Annotated in this window: 14 protein-coding genes and 1 riboswitch; of the genes, 6 read left to right on the top strand and 8 right to left on the bottom strand. The window is 52.4% G+C overall.

Annotated elements, in window-relative coordinates:
- Positions 1-26: 26 nt before the first annotated feature.
- The gene (locus ACMGGR_RS10190) at positions 27-197 is read left to right on the top strand and encodes a hypothetical protein (RefSeq protein ID WP_414148832.1); all 171 of its coding nucleotides are present in this window, start codon (positions 27-29) and stop codon (positions 195-197) included.
- A 5-nt stretch (positions 198-202) separates the two neighbouring features.
- Here ACMGGR_RS10190 and ACMGGR_RS10185 read toward each other — a convergent pair whose 3' ends face one another.
- Positions 203-1,420, bottom strand: a complete 1,218-nt coding sequence (locus tag ACMGGR_RS10185) for an acyl-CoA dehydrogenase family protein (RefSeq protein WP_414148831.1) — start codon at positions 1,418-1,420, stop codon at positions 203-205.
- Between the two features lie 215 nt (positions 1,421-1,635).
- Here ACMGGR_RS10185 and ACMGGR_RS10180 point away from each other — a divergent pair, with 215 nt between their 5' ends.
- Positions 1,636-2,691 carry an ABC transporter substrate-binding protein gene (locus ACMGGR_RS10180; RefSeq protein ID WP_246759398.1) on the top strand — a complete coding sequence of 352 codons (1,056 nt, stop codon included), beginning with the start codon at positions 1,636-1,638 and terminating at the stop codon, positions 2,689-2,691.
- A gap of 69 nt (positions 2,692-2,760) precedes the next feature.
- On the opposite strand, the gene ACMGGR_RS10175 is transcribed toward ACMGGR_RS10180, so the two are convergent.
- Together ACMGGR_RS10175 and ACMGGR_RS10170 are read right to left on the bottom strand one after the other, a co-directional pair.
- Positions 2,761-3,810: a PLP-dependent cysteine synthase family protein gene (locus ACMGGR_RS10175; protein ID WP_414148830.1), complete on the bottom strand. Its 1,050-nt coding sequence runs from the start codon at positions 3,808-3,810 to the stop codon at positions 2,761-2,763.
- Positions 3,811-3,858: 48 nt separating this feature from the next.
- Entirely contained in the window at positions 3,859-4,863 is a 1,005-nt protein-coding gene (locus ACMGGR_RS10170) for an ABC transporter permease (protein WP_414148829.1), read from the bottom strand.
- 193 nt (positions 4,864-5,056) lie between these two features.
- Between ACMGGR_RS10170 and ACMGGR_RS10165 the strand changes: the two genes are divergently transcribed.
- Together ACMGGR_RS10165 and ACMGGR_RS10160 are read left to right on the top strand one after the other, a co-directional pair.
- Positions 5,057-5,830 (top strand): ABC transporter ATP-binding protein, encoded by a 774-nt coding sequence (locus ACMGGR_RS10165; RefSeq protein WP_414148828.1) that lies wholly within the window; start codon positions 5,057-5,059, stop codon positions 5,828-5,830.
- A 228-nt stretch (positions 5,831-6,058) separates the two neighbouring features.
- The gene (locus ACMGGR_RS10160) at positions 6,059-7,030 is read left to right on the top strand and encodes an Rpn family recombination-promoting nuclease/putative transposase (RefSeq protein WP_246759405.1); all 972 of its coding nucleotides are present in this window, start codon (positions 6,059-6,061) and stop codon (positions 7,028-7,030) included.
- A 67-nt stretch (positions 7,031-7,097) separates the two neighbouring features.
- Here the strand turns inward: ACMGGR_RS10160 and ACMGGR_RS10155 are convergent, their stop codons facing one another.
- The 5 genes from ACMGGR_RS10155 to tenA all read right to left on the bottom strand — a co-directional run bounded on the left by ACMGGR_RS10155 (position 7,098) and on the right by tenA (position 11,508).
- Positions 7,098-8,315 (bottom strand): diguanylate phosphodiesterase, encoded by a 1,218-nt coding sequence (locus ACMGGR_RS10155; RefSeq protein WP_414148947.1) that lies wholly within the window; start codon positions 8,313-8,315, stop codon positions 7,098-7,100.
- Positions 8,316-8,417: 102 nt separating this feature from the next.
- On the bottom strand, positions 8,418-9,353 hold the full coding sequence (locus ACMGGR_RS10150) for an ABC transporter substrate-binding protein (protein ID WP_414148946.1): 936 nt from the start codon (positions 9,351-9,353) through the stop codon (positions 8,418-8,420).
- A gap of 18 nt (positions 9,354-9,371) precedes the next feature.
- Entirely contained in the window at positions 9,372-10,118 is a 747-nt protein-coding gene (locus ACMGGR_RS10145) for an ABC transporter permease (protein WP_414148827.1), read from the bottom strand.
- A complete protein-coding gene (locus ACMGGR_RS10140) occupies positions 10,115-10,834 on the bottom strand; it encodes an ABC transporter ATP-binding protein (RefSeq protein ID WP_414148826.1) in 720 nt (239 codons plus the stop codon). Before ACMGGR_RS10140 ends, ACMGGR_RS10145 begins: the two co-directional genes overlap by 4 nt.
- Positions 10,831-11,508 (bottom strand): thiaminase II, encoded by a 678-nt coding sequence (gene tenA / locus ACMGGR_RS10135; RefSeq protein ID WP_246759410.1) that lies wholly within the window; start codon positions 11,506-11,508, stop codon positions 10,831-10,833. Before tenA ends, ACMGGR_RS10140 begins: the two co-directional genes overlap by 4 nt.
- 56 nt (positions 11,509-11,564) lie before the next feature.
- Positions 11,565-11,667, bottom strand: a riboswitch (TPP riboswitch).
- A 525-nt stretch (positions 11,668-12,192) separates the two neighbouring features.
- Between tenA and tssB the strand changes: the two genes are divergently transcribed.
- Positions 12,193-12,681 carry a type VI secretion system contractile sheath small subunit gene (gene tssB, locus ACMGGR_RS10130; protein WP_246759411.1) on the top strand — a complete coding sequence of 163 codons (489 nt, stop codon included), beginning with the start codon at positions 12,193-12,195 and terminating at the stop codon, positions 12,679-12,681.
- Positions 12,681-14,159, top strand: coding sequence for a type VI secretion system contractile sheath large subunit (tssC, locus tag ACMGGR_RS10125; protein ID WP_246759412.1), 1,479 nt, complete (start codon positions 12,681-12,683; stop codon positions 14,157-14,159). The genes tssB and tssC overlap by 1 nt, the downstream gene beginning before the upstream one ends.
- The last annotated feature ends 66 nt before the right edge of the window (positions 14,160-14,225 follow it).

Genomic DNA, 14,225 nt, shown 5'->3' with positions numbered 1-14,225 from the left:
TATAAAAATAATCTTAAGGAAAAGCAGTGACTATTTTTTTCCCGCTTCTCTATTTAATCATGGGCTGGTTTATCGGCAAAACGACGCAGGATATTAAGACGAGCCGTTCAGCGCGTGCAATTTCCTGCGGTACCTGTATCAGCATTATTGCTATTGCTCTGTATGCCTTTGCGATTATGGCGAGCCGCTTAATTTGAAAATGCTATGGCTGTTTTAGCGCGCTGGTGGGCAACCCATCCGGAGCGAGGGAAGATGATGCAGTTATGGAATACTTTAATTCATTGTCGTAATGTGCGGCCAACGCCTTTTTTCCGGCACCCGTGAAAACAGCGTCATCCTGCGGCGTATGAATGCGGCCGCACAATACATTGCGTAAGTGTCGTTCGAGCGGGTTCGCACGTGTTAACGCGTGGTTACCAATATGCTTCACCATTAGCTCAACGCTGCGAATAGCGTTGTTCGTTACAACCTGCTTTAACTTTGGGGCGTCTTCTGCGGAAATCAGGCCAGCTTGCGCTCCATCCAGCATTGTCTGGCTGGTGAACAGCAGCGTCTCGATCTGGCCGACCAGTTCCTGAAAGCGCGGCAAGGTCGCCAGCGGTTGTCCCAGGTTTGCAGGCGTACGCTGGTGTAAAAAGGTAATTAACCAGCGCTGGGCCGCACGTGCAATAGCATCGTAGAGCGCCGCAAGAAGCACGTTTGTCCACAAAATATCTTCATCATCGGGCGTCGGGCGTGGCTCACTCCATGGGCTTACCTTGACGGCATTTTCCCGAGGGATCCAGACGTCCTCCAGCACTACGCGATGGCTACAGGTGGCGCGCATACCAAGATGATCCCATTCCTCAACAATGCGGATGCCGGGGGCGGAAGCGGGTACCAGATAGCTACCCACCAGCGGGTCGGTATCATCGCTGCGCGCCCAGACCAGAAACCAGCTCAGGCCAACGCTGCCGGTAGAGTAAATTTTTTCACCGCTGATGCGCCAGCCGTCAACCTCTCTACGCGCTATGGTTTTTGGCAGGCCGCCGCGTGCTGGTGTACCAAGCTCTGGCTCCACGCGTAAAGCATTAATCAGCGCGCCATCCTCCCGCACGCTTCGTGCGACACGCTCATAAACGGCGGTAGGCCAGCCAGAATTCTTATCAAGACGGCGTGAGTTAAGATACTGCATGACCAGAATCAGCGCGGTGGACGGCTCGCTTTGCGCGATAGCGCTGATAATAGCGCGGCATTCTGCCAGACTGCTTCCAAAGCCGCTGGCGGCAACGGGCAGGGCGCGGCTTAACAAACCGTGCTGATGCAACAGAGCAAAATTGCGCCAGGGAAATTTGCCCAGCCGGTCGACCTCTGCCGCATTTTCCGCCAGCGCCTGACTAACAGCAGGCAAAAGCTCATCCAGAAATAGCGTAAGCGCCATATTCTTTCTCCAGTTAATGCGCGATAACTACGCGCCAGCACGTTTTTGACTGCCATGATTTTTCATTGTTGGTCCTCTAATGTAAAAGCAATAAAGCAGATATCTTCAGACGAAATCGGCATAGTTTACCGACCGGTTACCGTGTTAATTACTATTACTCAGCTTTCGCCTCATTCCTTATTTTTTTAAAAAGAATATTTATTTCAGGGGGTAGTGTGACTCTATATTCAGGTTTATCACGTCGTCGGTTTCTTCATTATTCTGCCGCCGCTCTGGCGACAGGCGCATTTTCTCCGGCTCTGTTTGCAAATGCGATGCCGGATATGACGATGCCGCGCGATTTAGTACAGGGCGGGGCGGGAAAATGGGCTTTGGCGCAGCCAACAAAAGTGCGGCTTGCGGTTAACCTGAACGCTATTTGCCTCGCGCCCGTTATCGTAGCTGACCAACATCAGTTTTTTAAAGCGCACAATCTTGACGTGGAGTTTGTGAATTTTGGCAATTCCACCGAATTACTGCTGGAGGCTATCGCCACCGGCAAAGCGGAAGCGGCGGTTGGCATGGCGCTACGCTGGCTCAAGGCGCTGGAGCAGGGATTTGACGTGAAGCTTACCGCCGGCACGCACGGCGGCTGTATGCGGCTGGTAACGCTTGATAACGGCCCCGCTACGCTGGAGGCGCTGAAAGGTAGAACAATTGGCGTCACCGATATGGCTGGCGCAGATAAGAACTTTTTTTCGCTGTTATTAAAGCGGCACGGTCTCGATCCCAATAGCGATGTTAGCTGGCGCGTTTATCCGCAGGATTTACTGCCGATGGTGCTAAAAAAAGGAGAAATACAGGCAGCGAGCGGGTCGGATCCGGTGATGTGGCGATTGACGCAGCAGCCGGGCTATCGTGAGGTTGCTACTAATCTTTCCGATACCTACGCGCACCTTAGCTGCTGCGTTATTGGCGCACGCGGCAGCTTAATTCGCGACAGGCCGGAAGTAGCGGCGGCCATCACCCACGCTATTTTGCAGGCGCACGCCTTTGCTGCTCAGCATCCTGACGCGATCGGCCAGGAATTTAACAGTAAAGCGCTCAATACAAATCCACAGGAGATAGCCAGCGTGTTGAAAACGCATACGCATGGCCACTATTCGGTGGGCGAAGCTTTTGTAAAAGAGATTGATATTTACGCACATGACCTGAAAGCCATTAACGTGCTGCGCCCGGAAACCGACCCGCTGCTGTTTGCCAAAGGCATTACTGCGGATGTGCTGGTGTAACAGCTGTTCAGTCAGGCAGTAATGGAAGGTCTGGCGCATGGATGCGCCAGACTAATCATCAGGAAAGGGTTATAAAAGCTGCTGAGAGGTTTGCACAGCGGTGGCATTTTTCAGCTCTTCCACAGGCCGCTGATGGTTAAACAGATCGGTGGAAAGGTAGTTTGCGCCGCCGTCGGCCAGCAGCAGAACAATCCGCTTACCGTGATTTTCTGGCCTTGCCGCCAGCTGTTGCCCGGCCCAGAGCACCGCACCGGAAGAGTCGCCAACCAGTACGCCTTCCGCCAGCGCAAACTGCCGTGCTGACTGATAAGCCTGCCAGGTTTCCACTGCAATAACTTCATCACAGATCTGCGCATCCAGATTAGGCGGAACGCGTTCTGGCGGCTGATTACTGAAGGCGTGGACGCCGGTTATTTCCAGCGGCTCCGGCTGCCGCTCGCTCGGCTGCGAATCAACTCCCGGTTCCACTGCCACAATGCGGATCGCCGGATTTTGCGCTTTCAGATAGCGGCCGGTGCCGGAAAGCGTGCCGCCAGTACCGACGGACGCGACAAAAATATCCAGTTCACCGTCGGTATCACGCCAGATTTCTGGCCCGGTGGTCAGTTCGTGTATCCGTGGGTTTGCCGGGTTTTGTAGCTGCTGCAAAAAATGAACGTGCGGTTCGGCCTCTGTTACCTGGGCAACCAGCCAGCGCGTGCCGGCAACAAAGTCGCCATCGCTGGCCTCATAGAACTCGGCAAAGCCCGGCACGGTGCTGAAAGGTACGACTTCGGCACCGTAAGCCTGAATGATTTTGCTGCGTTCAATGCTGACAAAATCGTTAATATAAACGCGAAAACGGTAGCCTTTGGCCGCCGCAAATGCCGCCACGCCAATACCGGTATTGCCACTGGTGGTTTCGGCAATAATATCGCCAGGCTTAAGCAGGCCATCGCGTTCAGCCTGTTCAATCATGGCCAGCGCAATTCGGTCTTTTACGCTGTGGTTAGGATTAAACAACTCAAGCTTGCCGATTAAGTCAGCCTCAAGATGTTGTTGCTGGCTAAAGCGCGACAGGCGTAACAGCGGCGTCTGGCCGATCAGTTCAGCAATCGAGCCATAGATAGATGCGGCCATAAGCGATACCTCTAAAAAAGGCGGGCGGTCTGCCCACAAGAAAGGGAATTACCATTTCACCGCGTTGCGCTGCCAGGCGAGCGTACGGTCACGCAAAATAAACAGCAGCGTAATCAGCGACGAGAACAGCACGGCCATGACAATCAATGCGGCATACATATTGGCGTAAGCTGCCCAACCTTGCGCCCACTGCAAATACCAGCCAAGCCCGGACTTCACGCCCATCATCTCTGCCGCAACCAGCACGGAGAAGGAAGCACCCAGTCCCATAAACAGCCCGACAAACAGATGCGGTAGCGAAGCGGGCACGGCCACGCGCAGAACCAGAAACAGTGAATTTGCGCCCAGCGTTCTCGCCACGTCGTAATAGCGATTATCCACGCTGGACACGCCTGACCAGGTCAATACCGTTACCGGAAACCAGGTTGCCAGCGCAATCAGAAATATTGCGGCGGAAAAGCTCGAAGGGAAGAAATAGAGCGACAGCGGTAGCAGTGCGGTAGAGGGCACCGGGCCAAGAAACCGCAGGACCGGATGAACCCAGTAACCTAAACCGCGCGACCAGCCAATCGCCACACCGGTGATAAATCCCGCCAGGCTGCCAAACAGAAAACCGAACGCCAGCAGGCGAAGAGAATTAAGTACGCTGTCCAGCAGCCGCGGCCAGTCGGTCGCGTAAGCTTCTATCAGCGCGCGAGGTGGAGCAAAGAAGGGAGCGGGCAGCAGCGCCAGCTTGGCGGTAACGTATTCCCAAAGACCGATCAATATCGCCAGCGCAATTAGCCAACGCCCGCTGCGTTTTAGCGGCTGCCACACGGCCAGATTTGGCGTCAGGCTGGAACCCAGTGCCAGTACGCTAAGCAGCGTAGCCAGGCCAGCAAAAAGCTCGTGGGTTTGTTGTACAAAGCGTGGTGCGGCAAAACCTTGCGGCTTATCCGGTACGATAACCATCAGCGCGACCAGCGCCCACCAGAAAAATATTGCTCCCCACAGCGCAGGCGCAATACGACGCGCGGCGCCAGAACGGCGTAATAACAGAACTTCACTGGCCATGCTTGTCTCCCTGCCCGAATTTTATGGCACTATCGCAAAGAGGCTTCATACGGCCAAATAACAAATGCGTATGAGTTCATGCAGTATTTACTTATGTCTTTTAGCGAAATTGGTTGCCGCTATTCGCATATTTCCTTTTATCGCTGCGTGTTATTTATGAGTATAAATTGCAGGTTTTAAGGAGGATAAAACCATGAGTAAAGACGTTGGCGTCAATATTGCCATTGAAAATGTCAGTCACCATTTCACTTTAGAAGGCAGTGAACTTGCCGTACTGGAAAATATTAATTTGCAGGTGGAGGCAGGTGAATTTGTCGCATTGCTGGGGCCATCCGGCTGCGGTAAATCCACGCTACTGCGCCTGCTGGCAGGCCTGGAGCAACCGGCAACCGGCGCGCTGGTCGAAGAAGGCCAGGCTATAACCGCGCCGCATCCTTCACGCGTGGTGGTTTTCCAGGATCCGACGCTTTATCCGTGGCGTACGGTTTACGACAATGTGGGGCTGGGATTACAAATTCGTGGCGAAAGCAAAAAAGCGGCAGAAGGGCAAATTCATGCCATGCTCGACCGTGTTGGGCTGCGCGAGTTTGCCCGTGCATGGCCGCACCAGCTCTCCGGCGGTATGGCGCAGCGCGCTGCGCTGGCTCGGGCCTTAATTAACCATCCGCGCCTGCTGATACTTGATGAGCCGCTGGGTAAGCTGGATTCATTAACGCGCCTGCGCATGCAGCAGGAAATTGTCGATTTATGGCAGGAAAAACGTTTCACCACGCTAATGGTGACGCACGACGTCGAGGAAGCGCTGATCATGGCGAACCGCGTGGTGGTCTTTAGTCCACGCCCGGCACGCGTGCTGGATATTATTACCGTCAATTCGGCTTACCCACGTCGCCGCGATGATGCCCTGCTTATTGCATTACGCAGTCGTATTCTGGCGCTATTAGAGCATGACCGTGCGGTGGCGTAGGGCATTTCAGCCAGGAAATATGCTGGCGGCATTACCTGGATCTGTTTTATGACGTTCGATGCCTCTTTACGCGTACTATTTGCTCTCGTCACGCAAAGGGGAACGGCCGTTCTGTGCAATAACCTGTTCATTTAACGTGTTGATGTATAAGTAAAATTTATTGATCGCCGCTCTTTTCTGTGTCAGCATCTGGTCGTTGATAATAACCAAGGCACAGGAAGGCCCACGATGAAAACCAGTACCCCTACGCCGCACGACGCGGTGTTTAAAACGTTTCTTTCGCACCCGCAAACCGCGCGAGATTTTCTTGAATTACATCTTCAGCCTGACCTGCTGAAAATCTGCGACCTCAATACGTTAAAGCTGGAGTCAGGCAGCTTCATTGAGGAGGATTTGCGGCCTTACTATAGCGATGTGCTCTATTCGTTACGTACGACGAAAGGCGATGGCTATATTTACGTTCTGATTGAGCACCAGAGCAAGCCGGATAAGTTAATGGCTTTTCGCCTGATGCGTTATTCTGTTGCCGCAATGCAACGCCATCTGGATAGCGGGCATGACTTTTTACCGCTGGTAGTGCCCGTACTGTTTTATCAGGGAGGGAAAAGCCCTTATCCTTATAGCCTGAACTGGCTGGATCTGTTTAGCGAACCCGAGCTGGCCGCCCGCCTGTACGGTGGCGCTTTTCCTCTTGTCGATATCACGACTATCTCTGATGATGAAATCATGAAGCATCGCACTATGGCCGTGCTGACATATTTGCAAAAGCACATTCGACAGCGTGATATGCAGGAGTTAAAAGATCGCCTGATCACGCTATTACTGTCGGAATTTATTACCGGACAACAGTTAACTGCACTGATAAACTATATGCTTCAGGCGGGGGAAACGCCGAATGTGAAAGGCTTTATTCACGAACTGGCACGGCAAATGCCGCAGCATAAGGATGAACTGATGACAATGGCAAAAAGACTGGAGCAGATAGGCCGGGAACAGGGCCTGAAAAAAGGCATGGCGGAAGGCATGGCTCAGGGCATGGTTCAGGGCATAGAGAAAGGACGCGAACAAGGCGTCCAGCTTGGCGAGCGCGAAGCCAGCGCGAAAATTGCCCGCAACATGCTGGCTAAGGGCTTCGAAATCGCTGCGGTGAGAGAATTAACCGGCCTGTCCGAGCAAGATCTGCAGCAGATCTGTCATTAGCTACGCAGCCAACGGGCGGCCTGATGCTGCCGCCCGTTGGCATCTTCTGGAATACCGACTTCATACTCTACCAGGCTTCAACCTTTTCAGGCCAGGCGACCGCAGGAATACCGTTCAGCTCCGGTGCGGCAAATAATGCCCCCTGGAAGTGACAGACGCCTGCTGACTCCAGCCACATCCACTCTTCCGGTTTCGTTACGCCTTCGGCAATCACGGTAATTTGCAGGGAAGAGCAGCACTTAAGAATAGCCTGGACGATAGCCTGCTTCGGGCCGCTTTTATGCACATCATGGATGATATTGCGGTCAATTTTAATTTTGTCCGGCTGAAACTGCGCCAGCAGCAGCAGGCCAGCAGAGCCAGCGCCAAAGTCGTCAATGGCGAGGCTAATACCGGAGGCTTTTAGCTTCCTGATGGCGGCGGCAAACTCGTCGGCGCGGGCAATTGCGCCATTTTCCGTTACTTCAACCACAATTTGTTCCGGTACCAGACCGTTAGCGTGGATCTCCTGCAGCAGGAAATCGACCGCTTCTGGCACTACTACCAGCGACATCGGCAGCAGATTGATTGACAGCGTCAGACCATCAATGCCCAATTTTTTCGCCAGCGCGAAAGCCAGTTTCTTCGACTTAAGATCGACTTCATAGCGTTCTTCACGCGGAAGTTGCGCCAGATACTCAGACGATGAAACGCCGCTGGCAGGCTGCATCATGGCTTCCAGTGATACTACCTGACGAGAGAGCGGGTCGATAATAGGCTGAAAGACGAAGCTGTAATCATCCGTGGCCGCAACGGCTTCTTTCAGGCTCTTTTTGCTGCTTTCGGCGATAAACTCCCAGGCATCACCAGGCGGGATTTCAAAATAATTTTCCCTTTCCGTCGCTTCAGCGAAAACGCGTAAAAATTGCAGAGCCCGGTCATCATAAGTTAGCTGATATTTTGAAGTTCCTTTATCCAGCACGGCCTGTAGCACTTTCGCCTGGTCATACTCACGCAGATCGAAAAGCTCCATGCCTACGTTGCCGAAGCGGCGGGCCGGAGCGTAATCGCGCATGAGTTCAACCAGGTTGTGATGGCGCGGATCGCGGCAAATACCGTCATAGATTGCGAGCACGGCGTCTTCTGGTCCTTCCAGTAGCTGAAAGAAGTGCGTGCCGTTAAACAGCAAAATACCGGTAACGTTGTGCGATTCGTTGACTTTATTGGCCTCAACTGCCAGCTTCGCCAGCGTCTTCAGAGGGACTTCATCAGAGATATGGCTACGATAGATGATTGTTGACAGCATCGAGGTTTCCAGAATATGTGCTAATTGTTGCATACCTTACCAGAAGAGTTTGCAGGGTTGTCCAGCGTATTTTCAAATCAACGGTAAAGTCAGTGCAAATACTCACTGAATTTCAGCCGTATAGTCATCAACCGGCGTGATTTTCTTGATCAGCCTGTTGGTAAACAGAAACTGCTCATAGTGCTGATAGCGCTGCCGATTCAGACGGGCCGGATCGCGGGCAAACAGCGGTAGTGTTTTCACCCATGCCTGTCTGTTTAGCTCGGTATCAAGTTCAGGGTGCGCTTTGGCAAAAGCCAGCCAGCTCTCCTGCGGATGCGCCTGCAAATAGTCGCTACCTTCCTTTAAAGCTGCCAGAAACTTTTTGATCGCGGGCCTTGCGACCTCATCACGCCTTGCAACGATAATCAGCTCGTCGTAGGCCGGCACACCATAATCTTCTACGTTAAACACATGCGGTTCGTGACCCTGTAACTTTACCTCCAGTGCTTCTATATTGCGGTAGCCGCCAATTACCGCATCGACTTTGCCCGTCAGCAGCGCGCTGGTTAGCTGGAAATTTACGTTCACCAGCTTTACGTCGTCTGCTTTCAGGTGCTCGTGCTCAAGCATAGTGGCGAGCGTAGCTTGTTCAATGCCGCTTACGGAGTAACCCACGGATTTTCCTTTAAGATCTGCCAGTGAGTGAACATTTTTATCCAGCGTCATCAACGTATTAAGCGGTGAGTTTATTAATGTTGCTACTCGTACCAGCCCCAGTCCCTGCTCGGCAAAAAAATGCAGCTGCGGCTGATAGGTAACGGCAAGATCGGCCTTATGCGCTACCACCAACCGGGGCGGCAAGGCCGGATCCGAGGGCGGTATAATATCAATATCCAGCCCCTGAGCTTTAAAAGCTCCGATTTGCTGTGCGACCATAATCGGTGCATGGTCGGGATTAACGTACCAGTCGAGCATTAGCGTGAGTTTTTCCGCCGCGTTTGCCTGAGCGATGCACGCGAAACCGGGCAATAGTAAAGACAGAACGATTTTTTTCATCATTGTTTCCCTTAGCGTTTAATTATGTTCGGGCGTCCAGTCAATCAGCCGCCGCAGTAAAGCATCCGTTGCCGCCCAAAGCGAAAGCGTCATCACAATCAAAATCAGCAGCGCCGCAAAGCAGAGATCGCTTTGCATACGAGCATTGGCATTCAGCATCACAAAACCCAGCCCCTGCGCGGAGCCTACCCATTCGCCAATAATGGCACCAATCGGCGCTACCGCCGCGGCCATGCGCAAGCCGGAACCGAAAGCGGGTAGTGCCGCCATGAGTCGGACATGGCGCAGTATCGCCCAGCGGGAAGCGCCCATGGTGCTGGCCAGATCGAGGTAGTCCTGGCTGACCCGCCGCAAGCCGTCAAAAAAGGCAGAGGTGACCGGAAAAAAAATCACCAGCACGGCCATTACTATTTTGGCGCTCATACCAAAACCGAACCAGAGTACCAACAGCGGCGCGAGTGCAAAGACGGGGATGGCCTGGCTGGTTAACACCAGCGGCATTAGCCAGCGCTGCAGACGAGGCGAGAAGATCATTAATAACGCCAGCAGAGAGCCAAGGGCGACGCCCACTGCCATGCCGCAGGCGATCTCCGCTGCGGTAGTCATGGTGTGATAAGCCAGATAGTCCCGATTAATCCATAGCGCCCGGGCCACGGAGGCTGGCGAAGGCAGTAAAAAAGCGGGAATAGTGCCGAGCGTGATCAGCCACCACAGGGTTATCAAGCCGACGAATACCGTCAGGGTGCGACGCAATGAGGCTTTCATCTGGTCGTCTCTGTTAACTGCTGCATAAGCGCGGCCTGACTTTGTAATAAAGCAGGATTATCAAGTGAACGGGGGAGTTCGTCGGCGCTCAGTGGTACCTCGTTAAGGCCGGAGGTGGAAAGCACCAGCAGGCGATGGCTGAGTCGACAGGCTTCGGCAGGATCGTGCGTAATTAGCAGAACGGTATGCTGCGCGAGAAGCTCGACAGCCAACTCCTGAACGGCAGCCCGGGTAATGGCATCCAGTGAGGAAAAAGGCTCATCCATCAGCACAACTGGCCTGCGCTCATACAGCGTGCGGGCGATCGCGGCCCGCTGGCGCATTCCGCCGGAAAGCGTCGCGGGTCGGGCGTGGTGAAGGTTTGCCAGGCCTACGCGCTCCAGCAAATGCTCAGCCCATTGCCGATCGGCTTTTTCACCGCGCAGACGTGCGCCCACGGTCACGTTATCGATAACGTTCAGCCATGGATAGAGCAGATCTTTTTGCCCCATCCAGCCAATGCGTTTAACAATGGGCTGACCGTCGCTACCCATGACCGTTCCGGCTGTTGGCGCGGTGAGTCCGGCTATTACCCGCAGCAGACTGGTTTTTCCCACGCCGCTGGCACCCAGCAGCGACACGAAACTTCCGCCAGCGACAGTAAAATTCAGATTGCTAAAGACGGTTTTCCCTGCAAAGGCCAAGCTAAGGTCGTTTACGATGATGCCGGGCGTCATGGCTGCTCCGGCGAAGCGCAGGCGTTCAGGCCCATTTGCCAGAACGCCGCTTCCAGACGGGTTGCCGTGGTAAAAATCTCTGCCAGCGCCGGAAAGCGGCTTTCCCCTCCACGCTCAACGGCCAGTTTCTCAAACAGCGCCAGCGAGGCCTGTACGCCGTTCAGATACTCGACGTCGCCATAATTCTTAATCCATGGCGCATAAGGATTATCAATAAGGACGGTTTTTTTGTCGTTCAGTAAACCAGCGCCGATCTCTGCATAGCCCGCCACGCAGGGTAGCAGCGCGGTAAGTAGCTCTAGCGCATCACCAGAATGGCCGATATCAAGCACATAACGGGTGTAGTTAAGCGTTTCCGGCGCTTCGGTTTCCTGCGCCATTTCTTCCTCAGGAATTCCCCAGCTCGCACAATAGCTTACATGTAAGGGCAGCTCGCTAATAATGGCATTAAGAGAACGGCTGGCAGCACGCAGTTCGGGTAGCGAATGGCATTTACTGGCCAGCAAAGCATAAGCGCGCGCAAAGTGGATGAGAAACAGATAATCCTGAGACAGATAGCGGCGAAACGCGGTGGCGGGAAGCGTGCCGTCAGCCAGCTGACGGAGGAAAGGATGAGCGACATAGTGCTGCCAGTGAGCACCAGCCTGCTGGCGTAATCGTTGGTATAAATCCACGGAACCTCCTTAAACATGGAGATCCGGGCAGGCGCGGGAACAGGCGTTGTCTGGCGATGTGGAGACCAGTCCGTCCCTTCGCTGGCATGACCCAGATCAGGTTCAAAGGGTTCGGCTTGCGCCATCTCAGCCCGTTAAAGGACACCCCTCGGTGGTGAGTGTTATACGTCATTTACTTTTGATTTACAACGCAGCGCCACAAAGAGGGCAAGCTTTGCGATAATGTCCGCGCAGGAAAAAATATTAATTAAATTTTCACTGATGTGCTTAAAAGATAATAAAGAAAAGGCTGTAAGATTTTAAGTTATGCTGTGACGATCGGGCTGAAGTTATTTTTGTCTTTATAAGTATGCGCGTTTAATTTTTTAATTAAATATAATCGCTATCTTAAGTCGTATTGAAAATATCAGAAAATAAAAACTTCATTTAAATTATAAAGCTAAAGATTAAAATTATAGACATTAACCCTCTTTTCAAAGAAGCTAATACCACAATAGATATCACCCAGGCAGTAATACAACTGCGTTTCAGCTGGCTGGAAAGCCAGAGGCCGGAGATTAAAGCAGACAATAAAAAATATTGTCGTTTCTGTGCTTCGGGATTCAGTGTTGCACAGATTCTCGCGCGGCATTAGCAATTATCCGGCCAGACATTTGCCATCAACTCATATCTGGAAAAAAGAAAATGGATAACACCCAACATAAACTGGGAAAAGCACGGCCTCCGCGAGTGCAAATCACCTATGACGTAGAAACTGGCGGCGCGCAATCGCAAAAAGAGCTGCCGCTGGTGATTGGTGTCGTTGGCGAGTTTTCGCAGGATGAAACACCGCTGCGTGACCGGCGATTTGTTCATATTGATAAAGATAATTTTGACGAGGTGATGGCTGGCATGACGTTAAGTCTGGAAATGCTGGTGGATAATGAACTTAATGACCAGGAAGGCAAGCTCGCCGTCGCGCTTAATATTAATTCAATGGAAGACTTCTCTCCGGAAAGCGTTGCCATGCAGGTTGAACCTCTCAGGAAATTACTGGCGCTGCGTGAGCAATTAAGCGATTTACGCAACCGTACGGCCAGCAACGATCGCCTGAAGGAACAGCTGGCGGAATTGTTGGCGAGCCGGGCGGCAGAGCAACCGGAAAACCTGGATAATAAAGAAGGACAAGAGTAATGAGCGTTCAGGAAATGCAGGAAAGCGCCGCTGCTGCGGGCAATGCCGATTATCTCGATCAAATTATCGACCGTACCCAGGCCGTTCGCCGTGAAGCTGACCGCGATAAATTGAAAACGCAGCTTGATAGCTTTTTGACGGAAGTTGCTTCAGGCGCCGTGATTGTCAGTAACGATCTGGTTGGCAGCATTGAAAGCCGTATTGCAGCCATTGATGACATATTGTCGGCGCAGATCAGCAAGATTATGCAGCACAGCGCGTTCCAAAAACTGGAGTCTTCCTGGCGTGGCTTACATAAGCTGGTACAAACCAGCGTAACGGAAAATACGCGTATCCGCTTATTTAACTGTTCAAAAAAGGAGCTACTTAAGGATTTCAAAACAGCTTCAGATTTCGACCAGTCCGTTTTATTTAAAAGTATTTACGAAAGCGAGTACGGTACCTTTGGCGGCGAACCTTATTCGGCTTTTGTCGGTGATTTTGAATTTGATGCCATGCCGGAAGATCTCTATCTGCTGGAGCAAATTTCACACGTGGCGGCAGCCGCCCATGCTCCTTTTCTGACGGCGGTTTCCAGCGGCATGTTTGGCATGAACTCCTTCCAGGAGATGCCTCGTCCGCGCGATCTTGGCAAAATGTTTGATACTTCGGACTATATTCGCTGGCGTTCTTTCCGGCAAAGCGATGATGCTCGCTACGTCGGACTTACGCTGCCTCGTGTTATCGGACGACTGCCTTACGGGGCTAAAACTACGCCGGTTGAAACGTTTTGTTTTGAGGAGCGAATTGATGAAGAGAGTCAGGGAGCCAGCTATCTTTGGGTAAATGCCGCCTACGAACTGGCGGGCCGCATTGTTTGCGCCTTTGAAGAGTATGGCTGGTCAGCGGCGATTCGCGGCGTAGAAGGCGGTGGCCTGGTGAAGTCCATGCCGGTTTATAATTATGTTTCCCGTACCGGAGAAAAAATTACCCACTGTCCGACGGAGGTCGCTATTTCCGACCGCCGGGAAAAAGAGCTGGCGGAGTTAGGTTTCATTCCGTTGGTTTACTGCAAAGGAACCGATTACGCTGCTTTCTTTGCCGTACAGTCGGCTAACAAACCGCGCAAATATGATTCCGATCTGGCAAACGCTAATGCGCGTCTTTCAAGCCAGCTTCAGTATATTTTAACCACTTCACGCTTTGCCCATTACTTAAAAGCAATAGTAAGGGATAAAGTGGGGAGCTTTATGTCCCGAACGGAATGTCAGCAATTTTTACAAACCTGGATAAACCAGTATGTTGTTGGTTCTGACAATGTTGGTATGAATATTAAAGCCAGCCATCCATTACGCGAAGCCAGAATAGACGTGGTTGAAGTGCCTGGCAGTCCGGGAACTTATCGAGCAATCGCTTATCTGCGTCCCCATTTCCAGCTGGAAGGTTTGGGCATGTCTCTTCGTCTGGTTGCAGAGTTGCCTGCTTCCGCTGGCGGTTAAACTGTTTTAATCAGGTAGTATCCGTATCCCTGTCCGCAGGTAGTTAATAATCTTTAAAAGGAAAAT

Origin of the sequence: Erwinia sp. BNK-24-b, from assembly GCF_047456155.1 — a bacterium.
Lineage (GTDB): Bacteria > Pseudomonadota > Gammaproteobacteria > Enterobacterales > Enterobacteriaceae > Erwinia > Erwinia phyllosphaerae.
This window is presented reverse-complemented; position numbering and strand designations above follow the sequence as displayed.

Excerpts from the sequence above, each read along its gene's own strand:
- ACMGGR_RS10185 (WP_414148831.1), bottom strand. The coding sequence starts at position 1,420 with ATGGCGCTTACGCTATTTCTGGATGAGCTTTTGCCTGCTGTTAGTCAG.
- ACMGGR_RS10175 (WP_414148830.1), bottom strand. The coding sequence starts at position 3,810 with ATGGCCGCATCTATCTATGGCTCGATTGCTGAACTGATCGGCCAGACG.
- ACMGGR_RS10170 (WP_414148829.1), bottom strand. The coding sequence starts at position 4,863 with ATGGCCAGTGAAGTTCTGTTATTACGCCGTTCTGGCGCCGCGCGTCGT.
- ACMGGR_RS10165 (WP_414148828.1), top strand. The coding sequence starts at position 5,057 with ATGAGTAAAGACGTTGGCGTCAATATTGCCATTGAAAATGTCAGTCAC.
- ACMGGR_RS10160 (WP_246759405.1), top strand. The coding sequence starts at position 6,059 with ATGAAAACCAGTACCCCTACGCCGCACGACGCGGTGTTTAAAACGTTT.
- ACMGGR_RS10155 (WP_414148947.1), bottom strand. The coding sequence starts at position 8,315 with ATGCTGTCAACAATCATCTATCGTAGCCATATCTCTGATGAAGTCCCT.
- ACMGGR_RS10150 (WP_414148946.1), bottom strand. The coding sequence starts at position 9,353 with ATGAAAAAAATCGTTCTGTCTTTACTATTGCCCGGTTTCGCGTGCATC.
- ACMGGR_RS10145 (WP_414148827.1), bottom strand. The coding sequence starts at position 10,118 with ATGAAAGCCTCATTGCGTCGCACCCTGACGGTATTCGTCGGCTTGATA.
- ACMGGR_RS10140 (WP_414148826.1), bottom strand. The coding sequence starts at position 10,834 with ATGACGCCCGGCATCATCGTAAACGACCTTAGCTTGGCCTTTGCAGGG.
- tssB (WP_246759411.1), top strand. The coding sequence starts at position 12,193 with ATGGATAACACCCAACATAAACTGGGAAAAGCACGGCCTCCGCGAGTG.
- tssC (WP_246759412.1), top strand. The coding sequence starts at position 12,681 with ATGAGCGTTCAGGAAATGCAGGAAAGCGCCGCTGCTGCGGGCAATGCC.